The organism is Roseibium sp., assembly GCF_965233565.1.
GTDB lineage: Bacteria > Pseudomonadota > Alphaproteobacteria > Rhizobiales > Stappiaceae > Roseibium.
This window is the reverse complement of sequence record NZ_OZ247494.1, coordinates 1412597-1431352: the sequence shown is the minus strand read 5'-3', so window position 1 is coordinate 1431352 and position 18756 is coordinate 1412597. Positions and strand designations below refer to the sequence as shown.

18 protein-coding genes are annotated in these 18756 nt (G+C 58.8%); 6 read left to right on the top strand and 12 right to left on the bottom strand.

The window, feature by feature from the left end; genetic code table 11:
- Position 1 precedes the first annotated feature (1 nt).
- Positions 2 to 1162 (bottom strand): acyl-CoA dehydrogenase family protein, encoded by a 1161-nt coding sequence (locus ACO6TG_RS06790; protein WP_422377478.1) that lies wholly within the window; start codon positions 1160 to 1162, stop codon positions 2 to 4.
- A gap of 77 nt (positions 1163 to 1239) precedes the next feature.
- Here ACO6TG_RS06790 and ACO6TG_RS06785 point away from each other — a divergent pair, with 77 nt between their 5' ends.
- On the top strand, positions 1240 to 2181 hold the full coding sequence (locus ACO6TG_RS06785; protein WP_422377477.1) for a GlxA family transcriptional regulator: 942 nt from the start codon (positions 1240 to 1242) through the stop codon (positions 2179 to 2181).
- 29 nt (positions 2182 to 2210) lie between these two features.
- Here the strand turns inward: ACO6TG_RS06785 and ACO6TG_RS06780 are convergent, their stop codons facing one another.
- Both ACO6TG_RS06780 and ACO6TG_RS06775 read right to left on the bottom strand, forming a co-directional pair.
- A complete protein-coding gene (locus ACO6TG_RS06780; RefSeq protein WP_422377476.1) occupies positions 2211 to 2525 on the bottom strand; it encodes a hypothetical protein in 315 nt (104 codons plus the stop codon).
- A 198-nt stretch (positions 2526 to 2723) separates the two neighbouring features.
- Positions 2724 to 3458, bottom strand: a complete 735-nt coding sequence (locus ACO6TG_RS06775) for a LexA family protein (protein WP_422377475.1) — start codon at positions 3456 to 3458, stop codon at positions 2724 to 2726.
- 558 nt (positions 3459 to 4016) lie between these two features.
- On the opposite strand from ACO6TG_RS06775, the gene ACO6TG_RS06770 reads away from it, so the two are divergent.
- The 3 genes from ACO6TG_RS06770 (at position 4017) to ACO6TG_RS06760 (ending at position 5177) form a co-directional block, all read left to right on the top strand.
- Entirely contained in the window at positions 4017 to 4433 is a 417-nt protein-coding gene (locus ACO6TG_RS06770; RefSeq protein ID WP_422377474.1) for a hypothetical protein, read from the top strand.
- A gap of 153 nt (positions 4434 to 4586) precedes the next feature.
- Entirely contained in the window at positions 4587 to 4766 is a 180-nt protein-coding gene (locus ACO6TG_RS06765) for a hypothetical protein (protein WP_422377473.1), read from the top strand.
- A gap of 66 nt (positions 4767 to 4832) precedes the next feature.
- The gene (locus tag ACO6TG_RS06760) at positions 4833 to 5177 is read left to right on the top strand and encodes a DUF6362 family protein (RefSeq protein WP_422377472.1); all 345 of its coding nucleotides are present in this window, start codon (positions 4833 to 4835) and stop codon (positions 5175 to 5177) included.
- Between the two features lie 31 nt (positions 5178 to 5208).
- On the opposite strand, the gene ACO6TG_RS06755 is transcribed toward ACO6TG_RS06760, so the two are convergent.
- Together ACO6TG_RS06755 and pnuC are read right to left on the bottom strand one after the other, a co-directional pair.
- Positions 5209 to 6213: an AAA family ATPase gene (locus tag ACO6TG_RS06755; protein WP_422377471.1), complete on the bottom strand. Its 1005-nt coding sequence runs from the start codon at positions 6211 to 6213 to the stop codon at positions 5209 to 5211.
- Positions 6210 to 6809 carry a nicotinamide riboside transporter PnuC gene (gene pnuC / locus ACO6TG_RS06750; protein WP_422377470.1) on the bottom strand — a complete coding sequence of 200 codons (600 nt, stop codon included), beginning with the start codon at positions 6807 to 6809 and terminating at the stop codon, positions 6210 to 6212. The genes ACO6TG_RS06755 and pnuC overlap by 4 nt, the downstream gene beginning before the upstream one ends.
- Before the next feature lie 257 nt (positions 6810 to 7066).
- On the opposite strand from pnuC, the gene ACO6TG_RS06745 reads away from it, so the two are divergent.
- Positions 7067 to 7360: a DUF6916 family protein gene (locus tag ACO6TG_RS06745; protein WP_422377469.1), complete on the top strand. Its 294-nt coding sequence runs from the start codon at positions 7067 to 7069 to the stop codon at positions 7358 to 7360.
- A gap of 12 nt (positions 7361 to 7372) precedes the next feature.
- On the opposite strand, the gene ACO6TG_RS06740 is transcribed toward ACO6TG_RS06745, so the two are convergent.
- The 5 genes from ACO6TG_RS06740 to ACO6TG_RS06720 form a co-directional block, all read right to left on the bottom strand.
- The gene (locus tag ACO6TG_RS06740; protein WP_422377468.1) at positions 7373 to 7942 is read right to left on the bottom strand and encodes a GNAT family N-acetyltransferase; all 570 of its coding nucleotides are present in this window, start codon (positions 7940 to 7942) and stop codon (positions 7373 to 7375) included.
- A complete protein-coding gene (locus ACO6TG_RS06735; protein ID WP_422377467.1) occupies positions 7939 to 9162 on the bottom strand; it encodes a hypothetical protein in 1224 nt (407 codons plus the stop codon). Before ACO6TG_RS06735 ends, ACO6TG_RS06740 begins: the two co-directional genes overlap by 4 nt.
- A 67-nt stretch (positions 9163 to 9229) precedes the next feature.
- A complete protein-coding gene (locus ACO6TG_RS06730) occupies positions 9230 to 9754 on the bottom strand; it encodes a phage tail protein (protein WP_422377466.1) in 525 nt (174 codons plus the stop codon).
- Between the two features lie 9 nt (positions 9755 to 9763).
- Positions 9764 to 10282, bottom strand: a complete 519-nt coding sequence (locus ACO6TG_RS06725; protein ID WP_422377465.1) for a phage tail protein — start codon at positions 10280 to 10282, stop codon at positions 9764 to 9766.
- A gap of 12 nt (positions 10283 to 10294) precedes the next feature.
- Positions 10295 to 10795, bottom strand: coding sequence for a phage tail protein (locus ACO6TG_RS06720; protein WP_422377464.1), 501 nt, complete (start codon positions 10793 to 10795; stop codon positions 10295 to 10297).
- 661 nt (positions 10796 to 11456) lie between these two features.
- Here ACO6TG_RS06720 and ACO6TG_RS06715 point away from each other — a divergent pair.
- Positions 11457 to 16736 (top strand): choice-of-anchor D domain-containing protein, encoded by a 5280-nt coding sequence (locus ACO6TG_RS06715; protein WP_422377463.1) that lies wholly within the window; start codon positions 11457 to 11459, stop codon positions 16734 to 16736.
- Here the strand turns inward: ACO6TG_RS06715 and ACO6TG_RS06710 are convergent.
- A complete protein-coding gene (locus ACO6TG_RS06710; RefSeq protein WP_422377462.1) occupies positions 16733 to 17536 on the bottom strand; it encodes an ATP-binding cassette domain-containing protein in 804 nt (267 codons plus the stop codon). The two genes, ACO6TG_RS06715 and ACO6TG_RS06710, sit on opposite strands and share 4 nt — an antisense overlap.
- Positions 17533 to 18744, bottom strand: coding sequence for an alanine racemase (locus ACO6TG_RS06705; protein ID WP_422377461.1), 1212 nt, complete (start codon positions 18742 to 18744; stop codon positions 17533 to 17535). Before ACO6TG_RS06705 ends, ACO6TG_RS06710 begins: the two co-directional genes overlap by 4 nt.
- Between the last annotated feature and the right edge of the window lie 12 nt (positions 18745 to 18756).

The following is an 18756-nucleotide window of genomic DNA, read 5'->3' as shown; positions in this document are numbered from 1 at the left end:
ATCAGGCCCCGAGCGGCCGGAAAATGTCGCGGCTGATGATGTGGCGCTGGATCTCGCTGGTGCCGTCCCAGATGCGCTCGACCCTTGCGTCACGCCAGAAGCGTTCGATGGGAAAGTCGTCCATCAGACCCATGCCGCCGAAGATCTGCAAGGTCGTGTCCGTGACACGGGCCAGCATTTCCGTGGCATAGACCTTGGCGCTGGCGATCTCGCGGTTGGCGGGCAGCCCCTGATCGAGGCGCCAGGCGCCGACCAGTGTCAGCCAGTCCGCCGCATCGATCTCGGTGATCATGTCGGCGACCTGGAAGCCGATGCCCTGGAACTTGGCAATGGCCTGGCCGAACTGCTTGCGTTCAGCGGCATAATTCACGGCATAATCGAAACAGCGGCGGGCGCGGCCGACACTCATGGCCGCAACGGTCAGCCGAGTCGCGTAAAGCCACTCGTTCATGACGTCGAAACCGCCGTCAACCTCGCCAAGAACCTGTGCGTCCGGCAAGCGGCACTTGTCGAAATAGAGAATGTAGTTCTTGTAGCCGCGATGGCTGACGGAGTTGTAGCCATCGCGGACTTCAAAGCCCGGCGTGCCTCTGTCGACCAGGAAACAGGTGATGCGTTTCTTCGGGCCTTTCGGTGTCTCGTCGACGCCGGTGGCGACAAAGACGATGAAGAAGTCTGCGTGTTCCGCCCCGGAGATGAAGTGCTTGGAGCCGTTGATCACCCAATCGCCGCCGTCGCGCACGGCCTGGCATTTCATGCCACGCACATCGGAGCCGGCATCCGGCTCGGTCATGGCCAGCGCGTCCATCTTTTCGCCGCGCACGGCAGGCAGCAGATAGCGCTCGCGCTGTTCGTCCCTGCAGGCCATCAGGATGTTCTGCGGACGGCCGAAAAAGTGGTTGAGGGCCATGGATCCGCGACCGAGTTCACGCTCGACCAGCGTGAAATCCAGATGGCTGAGCCCGGCGCCGCCGACCTCTTCCGGAAAATTGCAGGCGTAGAAGCCGAGATCAATGCATTTCTGCTTGATCTCCTCACCGAGCTCCAGGGGCACCTGACCGGTTTTCTCGACCATGTCCTCGTGCGGATAGATCTCGTTTTCAACGAAAGAGCGGACGGTTGAGACGATCATCTCCTGCTCTTCGCTCAGACCAAACTCCATCGGGATCTCCTCTTGCCTCTTGCAACAGAGAGTGAGACAAGCAGGGAAACGTCAGTGTGCCGTTTTGGAGAAAAATCATGCAGATTTCGGAAAAATCTTCCGCTTCCCGAAAAATCTGCGTTTTCCTGTTCGACAAGTTCTCGGTCTATTGCCTTGCCAATGCCGTTGAGCCCTTCCGAGCTGCCAACACGATTGCCCGCCGGCAGCTCTATGTTTGGGAGCATGTCAGCCTGGACGGAGGCACCGTCACCTCTTCCAGCGGGCTGCCGGTGGACACACGGTCCTGGGCAGAGGCCATGCCGACCGGGGATTTCCTTTTCGTGATGCCGAGCTATGACTATACGCAGTATGCCGGTGCCCGCATGCAACGGGTGCTGCGGGCGGCGAGGGGGCGTTTTGCAACCCTCGTCGGCATGGATACCGGTGCCTGGCTGATGGCCTCGGCCGGTCTGCTGGATGGTCGCCAGGCGACCATTCACTGGGACGAACTGTCTCTCTTTGCCGAAACCTTCCCGGAGGTGGACGTGGTTGAGGACCGTGTCGTTGCCGGCAGGGACACCTGCACCTGCGGTGGTGCGTCGACCACTTTCGAGCTGACACTGGAGCTGATCAAACAGCAACATGGTGCCCTGTTTGCACTCGAGGTCTCCGCCAATTTCATGCATGGCGACGCGTTTGAGCGGCAGGATCCGCGCCTGCGGCTGACGGCAGACAGCCTGGTGCGCAGCGCGGCGGCCCTCATGCGCAGAACGCTGGAAACGCCGCTTACGATCGCCGAACTGGCAGCCCGGCTGAACATCGACCAGAGAAGCCTGGAAGACCATTTTCGCCAGGAGGTCGGCATGACGCCGCTCGGTGTCTACAAGGCGATCCGGCTGCGTGAAGCCCGGAGGCTTGTCGAACTGACACGGCTCAGCATTGCGGAGATTTCCGAGAGATGCGGTTATCGCAATTCGAGTGCGATGACGCGGGCGTACCGACTGGAATTCGGCCAGCCGCCGCGTGCGCACAGACAATAGGCCTTGTATCGCAGGACCTGAGACAAGCCTCAGGCCGCGGCCCTGAGTGAGATGCCGGCACGCCGACCATCGATGCGTTCGTCCCGGTAGTCAGACCAGTCCGGATCCAAGGACGTGGCGCTTTCCGGAAACGCGGCGGCCAGCACGGGGTCTGTTACGTCGTTGCACCAGCCTTCAACCGGGTTGAACTCCATCACGGCCTGAACGCGCTCCAGTTGCCCAGTCCGTACATCTTCAATGATCCGGGCGAGGCTCATGTCACCAAGGTCATGCTCCGCCGCGTAAAAGCAGCTTCCAAGGTCGCAAATGACCGAAAAAAAACTGCGGTCCAGGTTCAAACTCATAAACAGTCTCCCAATACAAGATATGAATATACGCATATTGCGTATAAATTCAAGTCAGGAAGAATGGATTGGATGCAAATACGTTCACATTCTGGTCGAGCGGGCGGATTGGAGAAGTTTGTGCCGGAGGCAGGCGATCTGTGGGGCTGGTGGCAGGGGCATCCTTTGGCTGAGGAGTGCCTCAAAAGCCCTGTGTGGCTAGTCGATTTGTCGGATGACACTCAGGATCTTGGCAATGATGCGGACTTCCGTGGCTTCCTCGTCATGTTCGTTGAAAACCACAGGCTCCTGAAAGCGGGGGTCGTCGGATTCCGGCTGTAGTTCTATGACGTTGTTCCTGCGGATGATGCGTTTTGCGGTCCGTTCGACCGTATGGCCGCCATCCCGTGAGCGCTCGACCACCACAAGGTCGCCCGACTTGATTTCAATGCCGGCATCCAAATAGTCGAGGCAGAGGATCAGGTCGCCGTTTCGTGCGATCCTGTTCAAGCTTTCGCCGTTGATTTCCAACAGGTATTGGCATTCGCTCGGGAAACGCAGGTCGCCCGAAATTGTGGCCTTGCGCACGGCATCCGTTTCGAAAAGGCCAGCTTCCATCCAAAGGCCTGCGGCCACCTGCCCCTTGAGGTCAAGCGCTATGGCGGCACGGGCTGGTGCATGCGAGGCTTCCAGTTCGGTGAGGCTTGTCGGGGCCAGCGCCAGAACCTCCTCGCGGCTGATCGGCGTTTCGCCTTTGCCGACCAGGACAGGCAGGAGCTTGGCAACAAAATCAGCCGGTAGGGCCGGTTTGGTGTAGTCCGGGCTGAAGTATCTCTGGATCGAAGAGGCGTTCTGGTAGCCCATCGCCCGGGCGATCGCCCGGATTGAAAGGCCGCTGCGATCTTTCAGCTCCACCAAGTGGCCCGAGATCGCCGAATGTTGGTTCGTGTCCATAAAAAATTCCGCCTGTGCAGGAATGTCGCGTACGCTATATCATCAAATCTGTACGGAGTCCATGTTGACATGTATACGCTAAATGCGTACGTTTGGGCGATGTCGAATGTAGAAGCGTGGGAGCGACAATGGAACGTAATGAAATCTCACCGACAGGGCCGATGTCCTGTCGGCAAGGATGGACAATTCGGGGGGGCAAATTATCGGTCCGGGAGGGCGCGTGGTGAGAAGCGTCAAGGACGAAATCGAGGAAGCCAGAGCCAAGGTCGCTCACTGCAGGATTCGAGCGGAGCGACCCGGTTCCAGACTGGAGGACGACTTTGCCCTCGAAAAAGCGCGCAACCGTTTGTTGACGCTGGAACTGCGGCAATTGAAGCTGGCTGGCAGCGCGGGCCATGGGCGCAGAGCGGACATACCGCGGTCGCAACGAAGCAGGACTGGCGAGCGAATAACCGCTGGAACAAAACGGGATCAAAAACTCAGCGCACCGCGAGAAAAGGCGGAAAAACTGTTTGCTGCGCTCAATCAAAAGCGAACCGACAAGGGAGGGGCCGAGTAATGGCATCAGGTGGTCTGGTCGACAGGATCGCTGCGGAGTTCGGTGTGCACTTCATTGCCCACACGCGCAGGGTGGAAGGTCGTCATCAGTCGAAAGCACGAAGAACCTGTCTGACTTTGCTGAAGAAGCACGGGCCGGAACATTTGCGGCTGGTATTCGGTCTGATCAACACCGCAGAGAATCGCGGCAACTGGTCAGCCCAGTGTTTCACGGCTGTCTCCTGGTTGGTTCTCAACAAGCCCAGCTGGATCGAGCGGCGCGGTTTCCTGGATCGGTTCGACAAGATCAATTTGCAGGCGCTCCTGGAAAAATCCAAGGAAATCAATCCTTCTGCACCCACTGTGACACTGTCCGTGCTCTTGTCTTACGAGCTCGACAAACGGTTGCAGCAACCCTTTCTGGAGCGGGCTGCATGAAAGCAGTTGTCAGACAAATTCTTGAGATTACACTACGCGAGTCAATCATTGGCTGTGGTGCGTTTTTCGATTTCTGCGCGCAGAAATTGCGTCGACTGGGTGCCGGGATTGGCGACGGGCGTTTGATTTACTCATTGATTGAGGATTTGCAGGATGAACGGTTACCTGACCAAGGCGCAGCTTCATGCCTACGAACGGGGCGTGGAGGCGTTCCGGGAGGGAAAAGGGCGGCAAGACAATCCCTATCCGCCAGAGGCCGATTATTTTGGTCTTTGGGAAGAGGGCTACCTCAAGGAACAGGATTGCGGCCCCCGGCGCGCCGACGCCGGCTGAACGGACAGGGAAAGCAGACCCTCATTGGCGGATTGCGGGGTGCTCATGGCCTGTAATGCGTCAAAAATGGTCCTTGATCGGCTTGTGGAAGCCGTGGAAGTGATAGCTGCCACCGGCAAGGGGGACGGGCCACGTGCGGTCCTGGCAGCCTGGCCGGAATACCGGCGTAAAATCGGCAAGCGGCGCAGGACGTTTCCCCCCCGAGTGATCAGCGAGGCCGAGGAAGCCATTACATGGTTCTCCCTGATTGAGGACGTTGATGCCCGCCGCGCCTTGCAGTTTGAAGTCATGTGCAAAGCCGGGGGCGGCAAATTCAGCAATGTATGTGACAAGTATGGTTGGAAGCGGACAACTGTGACCAGCCGGAACCGGGCGGTCTTGCGCAAACTGGCGCAGAAACTGCGAGCCTGAAGTCGCGTGCGATAACTGTGCCGGTCCGGGCCTAAGTCTGTCTGGATCCGGCGCAGATAATCTCCACTGCGGCGATCGCCTCTTGAGTGCGACCATGCCAGTTTGCCGCAGTTACGGGTGTCCAGTGAGCGCCGACTTTTTGGAGCCAATGGCGGAGGCGGTTAAGGAACCAGAGCCGTTGATCGTGACCAACGTGGTAACGTGTGCCGTCATCCACCCAACCCATTTCAGGTCCAAGCAGCAGGTAATGCTGTCTTGAAGCACGCGTCTTCAGAAGGTTCGCAACGGGCTCCGGAACGCCGCCCAAGAGGGCTTCGGCCCAAACGACTGTCTGAAGGAGGTCGGTGTCCTCGAAGACAAGCGGACCGGCACGTTCCGCGATCGCATCTGCAAATGCCAGATGGCCGTTCGCAATGTTCAGAAAATCCGCTTCCGTCCATCCGCTGCCTTGCCGAAAGATAGCGTCATACGCCCGGCCGTATTCGGGTATGGCAAGAGTTCCGAATTGCTTGGCCAGGCTGTCGCTCAAGGTCGTTTTGCCGCTGCTTTCTGGTCCGAGCAATGTGATGCGCTTTTGGTAATAGGTCCGGACTGGGCCCGGGACATGCTTCCAGTGCCGATGCGCAGCGTGACGGATCTGCGTGGCTGAGACGGGCACAATGCTTCTGTCCGGGTCGACCTGGAAAGGTTTTGCTGCGAGCACGTCGGCGAGCTGGACAATGTAGGGTTCAGAGCCGAACACCCAATCGATTGGTTCCGGGTGATGTTCCCTGCAGGCGGCCTGCCAGATTGCCCAGAAATTCGGATGATCCTTCGGCTCCTGCGGGATATCGCGGTGCATATGTACGACCCGGACACCGGGGCGGTTAAGGCATCTGCCCATCCAATCCGCCCGCAAACATCCGTCGATCGGTTCAGCGTCGTTGCTGCAAACAAGCACGGTGAGCTGATCGACATGCCGCAAGGCGACATCGCAGACGAAGAGGTGGCCGTTATGGGGGGGCATGAATTTGCCGAGCATAAAACCGCGTTTCATGCCTGTCTTTCTTCGCTCGGCGCACGTCGCCATTGCAAAAGGCCGCAAATGGCGAGCACGAGGAAAATGCAATAAAGCGCGGCGGTTGGGGCAAGATCCCGAGAATAGAACAAGCCGATGGCAAGCACATCGACTGTGATCCAAAGATACCAGCTTTCCAGATGGCGCCTGGACAGGAGGAATTGGGCGGTGACCGAAAAAGCTGCGACCGCAGCGTCCCAGAACGGCGCGGCTGCATCGGTGTAACGGGCCATCAGCCAACCGATCACCAGCCAGGCTACTGCTGTGCCGGCCAGGTAGGACAAGAAGAGCCGTGGTGCAAGGGGCGCGACCACAATCAATCCATCATCTGCCCGTCCTTTCAACCAGTACCAGAGACCGTAGATCTGGATGGCGAAAAAGTAGATTTGCAGCAGAGCATCGCTATAGAGGCGGTAGTCCCAGAAAATGAAGAAATAGAGGGACACCATGACGAAACCGAATGGGTAGTTCCAGATCGATCTCCGAATGATCAGAATGACGTTCATAATGCCACAGGCGACCGCTATCCATTCAATCGGTGTCGATCCAATCATTGCGAACAAAAAAGTTATCATTGCAGCCGTCCAATCAGTTAAGCGGTTGCGGGCCGGCTCTCACAGGACCGAGGCGCGGGAAAAGTCCCGGTTGACCAGTCGTGTGAGCGGGAGACAGAGGTCCTGTCCATTAACTGGCGCGCCGACGTGATTCTGCGTGTCATCCTTGTTTGGACCATTCCGGCAAAAAGTCTTTTGAGGTTGAGCTTGTCCTGTTCTACAACTTATGACGATTTCAATTGTTGCTGCGGTTACCCGCTGGCGGAGGAGAGTATCAAATGACGGACCTGAGGACGCTGACGATCCAGGACTTTGAAAAACTGGTGGACGCTGCGTTCGAGGTAAGGTCGACGCCAACGAAGCTGCAATTGTCGCTTTTGGAAGTCAAGGCCATGGGGTCTGGGGAGCGAGACGGGGGAGCCTTTTCCGTGCTTTGGCAGGGCCCGGTGGAACCGGTGCTGGAGCAATCCATCTACACTTTGTATCAGCCGGACTTTGGCGAACAGGAGGTCTTCCTTGTGCCTGTGGCCGAAAAGGACGTCGGCATTCAGTACGAGGCTGTCTTTACCTGACTGCACAGCTGCTCAGGTTGCGGAGCCGGCTGTTGCGGCTTCGCACGGGTGGGCCAGCAAATCATAAACCCCCTTGTCCTCCCGTTTTTCAAAACCGAGGCGAAGGTAAAGGCGCATCGCCGGGTTCTGCTTTTCGACATGAATACCGAGTGCTTTTCCGGCAGCTGATGCCTCGTCGATCAGATCCTCCAGAATGGCTCGGCCAAGGCCTTTTGCGCGGTGTTCGGGCGAGAGTGCGATGTCAATGATCCGGTGTTCGCTGTTCCAGCGCTCCAGATAGAGCCTGCCGATCGCTTGTCCCTGCTTCTCGATGATCAGCCACAACGCATCCGGGTAATGGGTCTGATAGTGCCGATGCTGCGCTTCGAACTGCATTGCGATGAAGGCTTGTTTTTCGGTTTCTGTCCACGGTGTCTGGGCCAGTTCCGGTTCGCGGGTTGACCGATACAGCTTCAGCAGGAATGGAAAGTCGTCTGCACTGACATTGCGGTAGTCAATATTCAAAGCCACCGCACGCGGGCGCGGTGGCAAAGGAGCCTTGCCATGGGAAAGCGGCCAGTCCGCCATTTCAAGGTCGCTCATGCCGGATTGGGTGTCACGTCCTGAGTCACGGCCATTGCGGACAAGGGCCCTCCGAGAGGCGTCCAGGTTGCGGACCAATGAGCAAGGCTCTGTTGCGTCAGAACCGACGCGTTACCGGTGCTTGTTTCCAGGGCAAACAGGCTGAGGCGCGTGTCCGCATTGGGCTGGAGCAGGAGGGCGCTGTCATTGGCGACATGGGCAATGATCTGCGGGGCCGACCAGTTGTCGTCGGCGCCACCTGTCTGGTACTTCGCATATACCGGGCTGTTCGGACCGGAACCGACCTGGGCTGCGACATACAGGCCATCATTCGAAGAGGTCGCGAGCGTCATGGTCTGGACCGGTTCGTTGAACGAGGCAAACAGCGCCCATGGGGAGAAGGTGCTGGAGCTCACCTCATCCTGGACCATCATGTAGATCTTGTTGCCGATGCGGGCAAAGATGTGCACGAGGGCATTGCCGTCAATACCGCAGATCAACTGCTCGAAACCGTCGAGACCGCCGCTGATGTCCTTCCAGCCCTCCCAGCCTTCCGGCAGAAACGGGTGATCGCTCGACTGAAGGTTCATATAGGGAACGCTTGCCGCGTTGATGCCGGCCAGCAGGATGCGGCCGTCGGCATTCTGGGTGGCCGTGAGACTGCACAGACCACCTGGCAGTTGTTGCCAGTCGGACCAGGGCTGGGCAGGCGGGATTTCAACGGGAACGGTGATTTCCACCGGCGTGTCGGTCCCCGGTGGAACAACGGTAAAGGTTTCTTCCTTGACGGTGTTGGCATTCTGGTACTTCCACCAGATGGCATTTCCGGCCGCGGAACTGGTGACAAAGACATTCTGGCGGCCGGTCAATCCGATGGTGAGAACCGTATCCAGAAAATCTGGCACGCCGTCCGGTTTGCCGAGATTGACCGGTTCGGCGAAGCGTTCAGGGGCATCTTCGTTCTTGCTTTCGCGAATGTAGATCAAATCGCCTGACGAGGCGTCTGCCGCCATCACCGAGACATAACCGTCCTGGGTAATGGAGGTATTGAGAGGCGCCGGTTTGAAACTTTCTTGGGTCAGTTGCGTGAAATCGGCAGCAAAGCCGCCGTTTTCCTGGGTCTGATCCTTGTATTCCAGTACCCCGCCGGGTGTGGTCGCAGCGAAGAAAATCCGGAAATAGCTGGGTGATGTGGTGACGTTGCCTTCAAATTCCTCAGGTGCAGCATCTTCGACTGACATGGTGCAATTCCTTTGGCTGATCTTGAGTCGGCCTGTTCAGGCTTTGGATAGGCCCGGCCTGCTGTGGCTAGCTGCGGGACGGGTAAAGCCCCTGAAGCGCGATGATGAAATTCAGCGTCAGAAAGGGCTGAAGATTGGTGTGGGCCTGACCGCCGCCTGTTGTCGACATGGCCTCGCTGGCTAGATCCACATGGTTCGCGGATGAATCTGAATAAAAGACCTGCGGAAAGGTTGCCGCAATCGAGGTTTGATTGGACGGGGTCGTTGTGTTCCCTCGACCCGACGTCGCGCGCAAAGTGTGCGAATGCGAGGGGATCTGAGCCTCGCTCAGCGTGACGGTCTCCGTGCCAACCCTTTCGCCCAGGCGGCGGGCGGTCAGGCCGGGGCCTCGGCCCGGGTGCATCGGTGCCCGGCCTTGAAGGTTCGGCAAGGCCGTTGTTGAGCGCCCGTCGCCGCCATAGGTCGTTCCGATCAGGGAAAACAGCGCCGTGTTCTGTGCAATCGGCAGCAGCTGACCATCACAAAAAGCCCAGCTGCGCGGCGCGAAGTTTCCAGCGAAAATGCGGATTTCAGCGATAAAGGGTTCTGACATTTCCGCCTCCTAGTGCCTGCTTGGATAAATGCCGAAGAGCGCGATGATGAAGTTGATGCAGAGTGTCGGCATAAGATTGGTGTGCGGCCCGGACCCGCCGGTGTTTTGGATCGACCCGGACGCCATGCTCACGGTTTGCGCTTCTGCGCGGTAAATGCTGAGGGCTGCGGTTTGCGCCAATAGGTGGCCCTGCGGGGTTGCGACGGTCGCGGGCGCGACATTGGCGTTGAAGTCGTGCGTATGGCTGGCCAGCTGATTTGTGGTCAGAGTGACATTTTCCGCGCCGCCCTTGCTGCCGAGCCTTCGAGGGCTCAGTCCGGGGCCGGTGCCCTGATGAAGGGGAATGCGCCCGCGCAAGTCAGGCAAGCCGAAAGTCGTGCGGCCATCGCCGCCGTAAATGGTGCCCAGGAGCGAAAACAGGGCATCGTTCTGCGAGACCGCAAGCAGCTGGCCATCACAGAAGGCCCAGCCGCGCGGTGCGAAATTCCCGGCGAACATACGGATTTCGCCCACAAAGGGTTCAGACATCTTATGGCCTCCTCAGTTCCGCGACGGGAAGAGCCCCTGGAGGGCGATGCAAAAGGAAAGGGTGAGATAGGGCTGCATGTTGTTATGGGCCTGCCCTCCGCCCGCATTTGTGACAGTGCCGCTTCGAAGCGCGCGGTCGTTCGCGGCCTCCGGGGAGCGATAGGCATCATCGGACGCCAGATAGTGGTTTTGCGGACTTCTCTGGTCCCCGGGTTGTGACACCGCCACTGCCGCATGCGTATGGGCGGCAATTTCCGCGGCGGTCAAGGTCACAGTTTCAGCACCGCTCTTCTGTCCGAGCGTGTGTCCGTCGCTTCGATGGATCGGGGTTCGGCTGCGCAGGTCCGGTAAAGCAAAGGAAGTCCTTCCGTCTCCGCCATAGGTGGTGCCGAGGAGAGAATAGAGAGACTGGTTCTGATTGATGGGCAGGATTTGCCCGTCGGTGAATGCCCAACCGCGCGGAGCGAAGTTGAAACCAACTATTCGAATTTCGGCAAGAAAAGGCTCTGACATGGTTCTCCCCCTGTCAATGCAGAACTGCAATCAAGTGTTGTGCGGATTGAAGATGCGATGACCCACGCAACGAATTCCAAGCGACTATTTCAAATTTTACACAACCTTACCTAGATGTATTTCACATAACAAGCAAAAATTCAGAGAGGCGTTGTGCAATTTCGTTGAATGTCCGAATGCTTGCGTATTTCTTTTTTCAGGCGTGGTGTTTCAATTTTGATTCTGTTTTAATAAGCAAAACAAAGATTAGGCAAAATCTAAATTGATCATTTGTACGCCTAATTTGTCTTATGATTTTGATTTAAGATTCAAGCATTTACGGAATGCGTTGACAAAATCCAGATAAAACATCCAATTCTGAAAATTTTTTACCCTACACGCCCGTTAGTTGCAAATATGCAACTGATGGGTGAATTGGTTCACAATCATCGAAACGACCTTCGGTTGTCCTTGCGGAATACTCAAACTCAAATATAAACTTTTAATAGCAATTTTTATTTGTGAATCTTTAGGTCGAAATTTGCATTTATTGATTGTGGATGTGATCCGGCCGGATGCCGTTTGACTGGAAGTCGGGGTGAGCACCCTTGGTACTTTCAATTGCGTGTGGTCCTGCGTTTTGACTGGGAATTCTAGGGGACCATTGGGGGGGCTTGGGAAGGTGAGAGTTTTCGTACTGGTTGTGCTCGCATTTTTTTCGGCGCTGTCCCTGCTTGTGGCGCCGAATTCCGCGGACGCTGCCACAATCAGCTGCGGATTCACGCTTCCCGCGACCGGGACGGACACGGCCGGCATTGATCTCGACGGTTTAACCTGTGCCACACCGGACGATTTTGGCGGTGCCGGAACGCACGATATCGTTATCGCGAATGACCTGGACCAGGGAACGCCCGAGGTCATTATCTTCTTCCAGAACATTACCAGCGCCACCGTTTCCGGCGGCACCTCAGGGAATGGTGCCTACGGCAATGGCGCAACCGCTTTTGTCGGCTGTGATCCTACAGCGGGCTGCACCATAAGCGTGAGCGGAACCGAAGACGATGCCGACGCCTTCAGCTTCTCCATGACGAACGCCGCCGGGGCGGGTGACACTGATATTACCTTTTCAACCGTCACGGCGGGACCGACAGCACCAGAAATCTCCGTGTCTGAAACCGGCCAGGGCCAGGGCGCCGTGGCCGATGGCGGTACCCTAGCGCAAGGGTCTCAGACGGCTGGCTCCGCTTTAACGCTCACCTTCACGGTAACCAATTCCGGCGACGCCGACCTGACCATCGCGACGGCGACGTCTTCCAGCCCTTCCAATGTGACGGTCAATTCCATTGGTGCACCGTCTGACACGACCGTCTCGTCCGGCGGCGGAACCGAGACATTCACGGTTCAATATACGCCGACTGCCGCCGGGGCCTTTTCCTTCGACCTGTCGTTCGTGAACGATGACAGCGACGAGAACCCGTATAATTTCACCGTCAGCGGAACGGCGACGGGCGCGCCCGAGATATCGGTTGCCGAAACCGGGCAGGGTCAGGGCGCGGTGGCCGATGGCGGCACGCTGGCGCAGGGCAGTCAGGCGGCCGGTTCCGCTCTGACCCTGACATTCACCGTGACCAATTCAGGGACCGGGGACCTGACGATTGCAACGGCGACGTCTTCCAGCCCTTCCAACGTGACGGTCAACTCCATAGGTGCGCCGTCCAGCACAACCGTTTCGTCCGGCGGTGGCACCGAGACCTTCACGGTTCAGTATACGCCGACCATTGCCGGTGCCTTTTCCTTTGACCTGTCCTTCGTGAACGATGACAGCGACGAGAACCCGTATAATTTCACCGTGAGCGGAACGGCGACGGGCGCCCCCGAGATATCGGTTTCCGAAACAGGCCAGGGCCAAGGCGCGGTCGCAGACGGTGGAACGCTGGCGCAGGGCAGTCAGGCGGCCGGTTCAGCGCTGACCCTGACGTTTACGGTGACCAATTCCGGCACGGACGATCTGACGATTGCCACGGCAACGTCTTCCAGCCCTTCGAATGTGACGGTCAACTCCATTGGTGCGCCGTCCAGTACGACCGTGTCGCCGAGCGGCGGCACCGAGACCTTCACGGTGCAATATACGCCGACCATTGCCGGCGCCTTTTCCTTCGACCTGTCGTTCGTGAACGATGACAGCGACGAGAACCCGTATAATTTCACCGTCAGCGGAACGGCGACGGGCGCCCCCGAGATATCGGTTTCCGAAACAGGTCAGGGGCAGGGGGCGGTCGCCGATGGCGGCACGCTGGCGCAGGGCAGTCAGGCGGCCGGTTCCGCTCTGACCCTGACCTTTACCGTGACCAACTCGGGCACGGACGACCTGACCATCGCAACGGCGACGTCTTCCAGCCCTTCCAACGTGACTGTCAACTCCATTGGTGCACCGTCCAGCACAACCGTGTCGCCAAGCGGCGGCACCGAGACCTTCACGGTTCAGTATACGCCGACTGTTGCGGGTGCCTTTTCCTTCGACCTGTCGTTCGTGAACGATGACAGCGACGAGAACCCCTATAATTTTACCGTGAGCGGAACGGCGACCGGAGCACCTGAAATATCGGTTTCCGAAACAGGTCAGGGGCAGGGCGCGGTCGCCGATGGCGGCACGCTGGCGCAGGGCAGTCAGGCGGCCGGTTCCGCTCTGACCCTGACATTCACCGTGACCAATTCAGGGACCGGGGACCTGACGATTGCAACGGCGACGTCTTCCAGCCCTTCCAACGTGACGGTCAACTCCATCGGTGCGCCGTCCAGCACAACCGTGTCGTCCGGCGGCGGCACCGAGACCTTCACGGTTCAGTATACGCCGACCATTGCCGGTGCCTTTTCCTTTGACCTGTCCTTCGTGAATGATGACAGCGACGAGAATCCGTATAATTTTACCGTCAGCGGAACGGCGACGGGCGCCCCTGAGATATCGGTTTCCGAAACAGGCCAGGGCCAAGGGGCGGTCGCAGACGGCGGAACGCTTGCTCAAGGGACGCAGGTTTCAGGAACCGCGCTGACGCTGACGTTTACGGTGACCAATTCCGGCACGGACGATCTGACGATTGCCACGGCTACTTCTTCCAGCCCTTCGAATGTGACGGTCAACTCGATCGGTGCGCCGTCCAGTACGACCGTGTCGCCGAGCGGCGGCACCGAGACCTTCACGGTGCAATATACGCCGACCGCCGCCGGTGCCTTTTCATTCGACCTGTCTTTCGTCAACGACGATGCCGATGAGAATCCATACAATTTCACTGTCAGCGGAACGGCGACCGCTGTTCCGACGTTCTCGCAAGCTTTCGCGCCAAGCACCATTCTTTCCGGCGGAACGTCAACGGTCACCTTCACGATCGACAACTCGGCCAACGGCTCGGCCGCAACATCTCTGGATTTTACGGACAACCTTCCGGCGGGTGTCAACGTGGCAACGCCTTCCAACGGCTCCACAACCTGCACCGGCGGTACATTGACGGCGGTAAGCGGTTCAAGCGTGATCAGTTATTCAGGTGGAACGGTCGGCGCCGGGGCGACCTGTACGTTGACTGTGGACGTGACTGCGCCCAGCGACGGTGCCTTTGTCAACACGACCGGAGACCTGACATCCAGCCTGGGCAATTCGGGTACGTCGTCCGACACTCTGACCGTTGCCTCTCCTGAAATCGATGTGCAGCGTCCCGCTGCCAGCTCGATTGCAGACGGTGGCACGGACAGTCAGGGCAGCGTGACTTTCGGGGTTCAGCAGACGCTGACCTATACCATTGAGAATACCGGCTCTGCGACACTTACCCTGACCGGAACGCCCACCAGCGCTTCGCCCAGCAATGTCAGCGTGGATTCCATTTCAGCGCCCGGGTCAAGCTCACTGGCAGGCGGGGCGACAACAACCTTTACGGTTCAGTACACGCCGACTGCCGCAGGCGCCTTTTCCTTCGAAATCGACATCGTCAGCGACGACGCGGATGAGGGTAATTATGACCTGTTGGTGAGCGGGACTGCGGCGGGCGCAGCGGAAATCGTCGTGTCCTCTTCCGAGAGCGGTGCGGTCACCGATGGCGGCACCGACACAGTGTCCGGTACCGCCACCGCCGGCACTTCCGCGACAATCACCTATACGATCACCAACTCGGGTTCGAGCGCGCTCAGCGTGACGACACCGACGGTCGGCGCAAATGTCAGCAGCACGACCAATGTGACGGTGAACAGCTTTTCGCTCAGCTCCAATACGGTCGCCAGCGGTGGCGGCACAGCAACGTTGCAGGTCAGCTATACCCCGGCCGGCGGTGGGACCTTCGGGTTCGATTTCAGTTTCGCCAACAATGATGCGGACGAGAATCCGTTTAATGTCACCGTCAGCGGCACAGCCGGCAGCAACGTTGCAGGACTTGCGGTGACCTCCGGGTCCGATCAATCGACCGAGATCAATACTCAATTCGACTCTGTCCTCGTCGCCACTGTCACGGATACCGGCAACAACGGGGTCGCCGGGGTCAGTGTCACTTTCACAGCGCCGGCGACCGGAGCGTCGCTGACCTTTGCCAATACGGGGACGAACACGGAAACAGTGACAACGGCGGCAGATGGAACGGCGACCAGTTCGGCGATGACGGCGAATTCCACGGCTTCCAGCTTTGACGGCGGAGCGCTCAAGGCCTATTCCGTAACGGCCAGCGCGTCGGGCCTGACCAGCGTTTCGTTTTCGCTCACCAATGAACGGGACTCAGAGGCCGATATCCAGAAGACCAAGGAAGTGATTGCGTCTTTCGTTATCAATCGCGCCAATGCAATCGTGTCCGGCCAGCCGGATATTGTCTCGCGCCTGACCAATGGACCTTTCGGCCGGCAAAGTGGACAAAACGGCTTCAATTTCAATGTGACCCCCTCTAGCCAGTCCGGGGACTTCCAGTTCTCCTACAGGGCTTTCCTGAATGCGCTGCGCAACGGGTCCGGCGGCGCGTCGGGAGGGCCCGCGAACGATCCTGGATACCGGCCGGGAAGCCGGCAGCAGGATCGCTACGCAGCCTTCGACAGTTTCACATCGTCTGGGACCATGAGCTACACGGCGGTCTCCCCTGGATTGGCTGAAGAGGATACGCTTGCAATTCTGAGCGGGACCAATGGCGCGGCGCCTGCCGGAGAAGCGCAAACAGCCGAGCACTCGTCTGGCTGGGATTTCTGGGCACAGGGCACCTTCGCGATCACCGACAACAAAAACAGCAAAAGTCACACCGGGCTTCTCTTTGCCGGCGTCGACTATCGCTACAAGGACCGGGCCGCCTTCGGCCTGATGGGACAGCTCGATATCACCGAGGAGACCAACGGGTCGGCAAATACGTCTGCCAATGGTGTCGGTTGGATGGCGGGACCCTATGGTGTGCTGCGGGTGCACCAGAATTTCTATATCGACGGGCTCTTCACCTACGGACAATCCTACAACACCGTCAATGCGCTGGGCCTGTTTGAAGACGACTTCCGAACCCAGCGGTTCCTCTTGCAAGGTGGTCTGACCGGTAACTTCAAGCTGAATGAGACGACACGCATCAGCCCGTTTACCCGCATCACCTACTATTTTGAAGAACAGGAGAGCTATACCGATACGCTCGGCCGCCTGATCCCCTCACAGGATTTCGACCTCGGCCGAATTGAATTCGGGCCCAAGGTTTCCTGGGATCTGCAGTTGAACGACATCCTGTTCTCGCCGTTCCTGTCCCTGTCAGGTATCTATGATTTCAACAAGCTGCAGGACGATACGCCGACCGATGCCACGCTGGCGTCCTCTGACGAAGATCTGCGGGCCCGGCTTGAAGCCGGAGCCGGGCTGCTGATGCCCGGCCGCGGAATTCGTATATCGGGTGAGGGGTATTTCGACGGCATCGGCACGGATGATTTCCGGTCCTATGGCCTTACTCTGAACGTCACCATCCCGTTCTAAAGCCCGGCCGTTGCTGATCTGGCGGAGGTGCCCGCACTTTTGCCGGGATCTGTGGTTCGGTCCGCAACGCCGGTAATCATGGAGACGATCTCGTTCTTGTCGGTTTCGGCCGTTTCGCGAATGCCAATCTGTTGGCCGCGGCGCAGCACGCAAATGCGATCGGAGAGGCGGAAGACCTGGTCGAGCGAGTGGCTGATGATCAGGATGGCGAGGTTTTTCTTTTTCAGAGACGCGACAAGCTCTTCCACCTTCGCGGTTTCGGCGACACCCAGGGCTGCGGTCGGCTCGTCCAGGAGAACCAGCTTGGAGGCCCAGTGGGTCGCTCTTGCAATCGCGATGCCTTGCCGCTGCCCACCGCTGAGATCGCGGATGGTGGAACCAGCAGATGGAATGCGAACATCCAGCTCATCGACCAGCTGTTGGCACTCCCGGCGCATACGCTTCTTGTCGAGCAGGCCAAAGGGCGGTTTGGTGAGTTCGCGCCCGAGAAACATGTTCATATAGACCGGCTGCTGATCGGCCAGGGCCAGATCCTGATAGACCACTTCAATGCCGCGGCTGCGGGCGGAGCTTGCATCGGAAAAGCTGACTTCCTCGCCGTCCAGTCGGATCGCGCCGGAGGTCGGCTTGTAGACTCCCGAAATGATCTTCACCAGCGTGGACTTGCCGGCGCCGTTGTCACCGACAAGCGCGACGATCTCGCCGGCCCTGAGGTCGAGCGAAAAGTCCTGGATGGCAACCACACCGCCAAAGGCCTTGTGGATGTTGGTCAGGGAAAGGACTGGATCTGACACGTTCATTGCTGGAGCGCTCCCGGCCAGCTGACGGGATCGCCAAAGCTGTTCTCGATGGTGGTGACGACCGGATTTCCGCTGCTGATACCGGAGATGCCGGCAACAAGTGCGCGGGTGACAAAGGCCTGACCGCGAAAGCCGAAGACAGCCGTGTCTCCGGGTCCCGGCTGCTTAGGGCCCGTCGCGTCGATCATGGCGTAATAGTCGATAGCCGAATAGTCCGGGAACTCGACGTCACGCAGCGCGGACAGGCTGGCGGTCGGTTCGGCGGAAACCAGGGCCTGAACCTGGTATTTTGGAAAGACCGGATCGATGTACAGCCCGCCGCCAAAACAATAGGCCTTGCCGCCATGGTGGTGCGAGACTTCTGAAAGATAAAGCACCGCCGGGTTCTCCGGCAAGTCTTCCACCGCATGGAGAGGCGTCGTGCCATGAAGGCCGTTGCCGGGTTCGCATTGGGTTGCACCGGCTTCGGCCAGGGCGCCGAGAACTGCAGAGGACGTGGTGCCCGGAGCATTGATCTCGATGCCGGGCCGACCGGATTTGGCCAGCGCATCGGCCGCCCGGCCCAGAGTGGCAAGGTTTGGGGTCGGTTTGACCTTGCGGGTCTCCAGGTCAAAGAGCAGGGCCGGAAAGGTGGTGATACCTGCAAAGGCTGCGCCGTCGAGGGCGTCCAGCCTTGCTGCCACCTCGACAATTTCTTCCGCCGCGAAGCCGCCCTCGTGACCGCGGTAGAAAGTGTCGCCTTCGGTCTGAATACGGGCCAGGAGTTTCTGGACGCGCCCGGCTTCATGCGCTGCGCCTGCCGCTTCGGCAGCCTTGGTATCGGAAAAGACCGTCCAGTAGTCCGGTTGCAGTTTTGCGGCTGCAAAGGCGGCTTCCCGGCGCGGGATCTGGACCAGATGGCCGAGATGACCTGTCTTCAGACCGGCCCGGTCGCAGGCCAGCGCACAGGCCATGTCGACGGCGACCGACCGGTCGATGCCGCCTTTCTGGACCGCCTGACAGAAACCGGAGTGCCGACCCACCTGTTTGGTCATGGCGAAGGTTTTCAGGCCATGCTTAGCCGCTTCGTTCTGAAAGAGCCGGGCATTGTCTTCTACCGCGTCAAGATCGAGCACATAGGCATTGGCCGGGATCTCGCCCTTTTGGTGAAGGGCCATCGCCGCTTCGATGAAGGCCGGGTTGCGGCGGATCAAGGTGTCTAGAAACATGGAAAGCTCCGC

Excerpts from the sequence above, each read along its gene's own strand:
- ACO6TG_RS06790 (WP_422377478.1), bottom strand. The coding sequence starts at position 1,162 with ATGGAGTTTGGTCTGAGCGAAGAGCAGGAGATGATCGTCTCAACCGTC.
- ACO6TG_RS06785 (WP_422377477.1), top strand. The coding sequence starts at position 1,240 with ATGCAGATTTCGGAAAAATCTTCCGCTTCCCGAAAAATCTGCGTTTTC.
- ACO6TG_RS06780 (WP_422377476.1), bottom strand. The coding sequence starts at position 2,525 with ATGAGTTTGAACCTGGACCGCAGTTTTTTTTCGGTCATTTGCGACCTT.
- ACO6TG_RS06775 (WP_422377475.1), bottom strand. The coding sequence starts at position 3,458 with ATGGACACGAACCAACATTCGGCGATCTCGGGCCACTTGGTGGAGCTG.
- ACO6TG_RS06770 (WP_422377474.1), top strand. The coding sequence starts at position 4,017 with ATGGCATCAGGTGGTCTGGTCGACAGGATCGCTGCGGAGTTCGGTGTG.
- ACO6TG_RS06765 (WP_422377473.1), top strand. The coding sequence starts at position 4,587 with ATGAACGGTTACCTGACCAAGGCGCAGCTTCATGCCTACGAACGGGGC.
- ACO6TG_RS06760 (WP_422377472.1), top strand. The coding sequence starts at position 4,833 with ATGGTCCTTGATCGGCTTGTGGAAGCCGTGGAAGTGATAGCTGCCACC.
- ACO6TG_RS06755 (WP_422377471.1), bottom strand. The coding sequence starts at position 6,213 with ATGAAACGCGGTTTTATGCTCGGCAAATTCATGCCCCCCCATAACGGC.
- pnuC (WP_422377470.1), bottom strand. The coding sequence starts at position 6,809 with ATGATAACTTTTTTGTTCGCAATGATTGGATCGACACCGATTGAATGG.
- ACO6TG_RS06745 (WP_422377469.1), top strand. The coding sequence starts at position 7,067 with ATGACGGACCTGAGGACGCTGACGATCCAGGACTTTGAAAAACTGGTG.
- ACO6TG_RS06740 (WP_422377468.1), bottom strand. The coding sequence starts at position 7,942 with ATGAGCGACCTTGAAATGGCGGACTGGCCGCTTTCCCATGGCAAGGCT.
- ACO6TG_RS06735 (WP_422377467.1), bottom strand. The coding sequence starts at position 9,162 with ATGTCAGTCGAAGATGCTGCACCTGAGGAATTTGAAGGCAACGTCACC.
- ACO6TG_RS06730 (WP_422377466.1), bottom strand. The coding sequence starts at position 9,754 with ATGTCAGAACCCTTTATCGCTGAAATCCGCATTTTCGCTGGAAACTTC.
- ACO6TG_RS06725 (WP_422377465.1), bottom strand. The coding sequence starts at position 10,282 with ATGTCTGAACCCTTTGTGGGCGAAATCCGTATGTTCGCCGGGAATTTC.
- ACO6TG_RS06720 (WP_422377464.1), bottom strand. The coding sequence starts at position 10,795 with ATGTCAGAGCCTTTTCTTGCCGAAATTCGAATAGTTGGTTTCAACTTC.
- ACO6TG_RS06710 (WP_422377462.1), bottom strand. The coding sequence starts at position 17,536 with ATGAACGTGTCAGATCCAGTCCTTTCCCTGACCAACATCCACAAGGCC.
- ACO6TG_RS06705 (WP_422377461.1), bottom strand. The coding sequence starts at position 18,744 with ATGTTTCTAGACACCTTGATCCGCCGCAACCCGGCCTTCATCGAAGCG.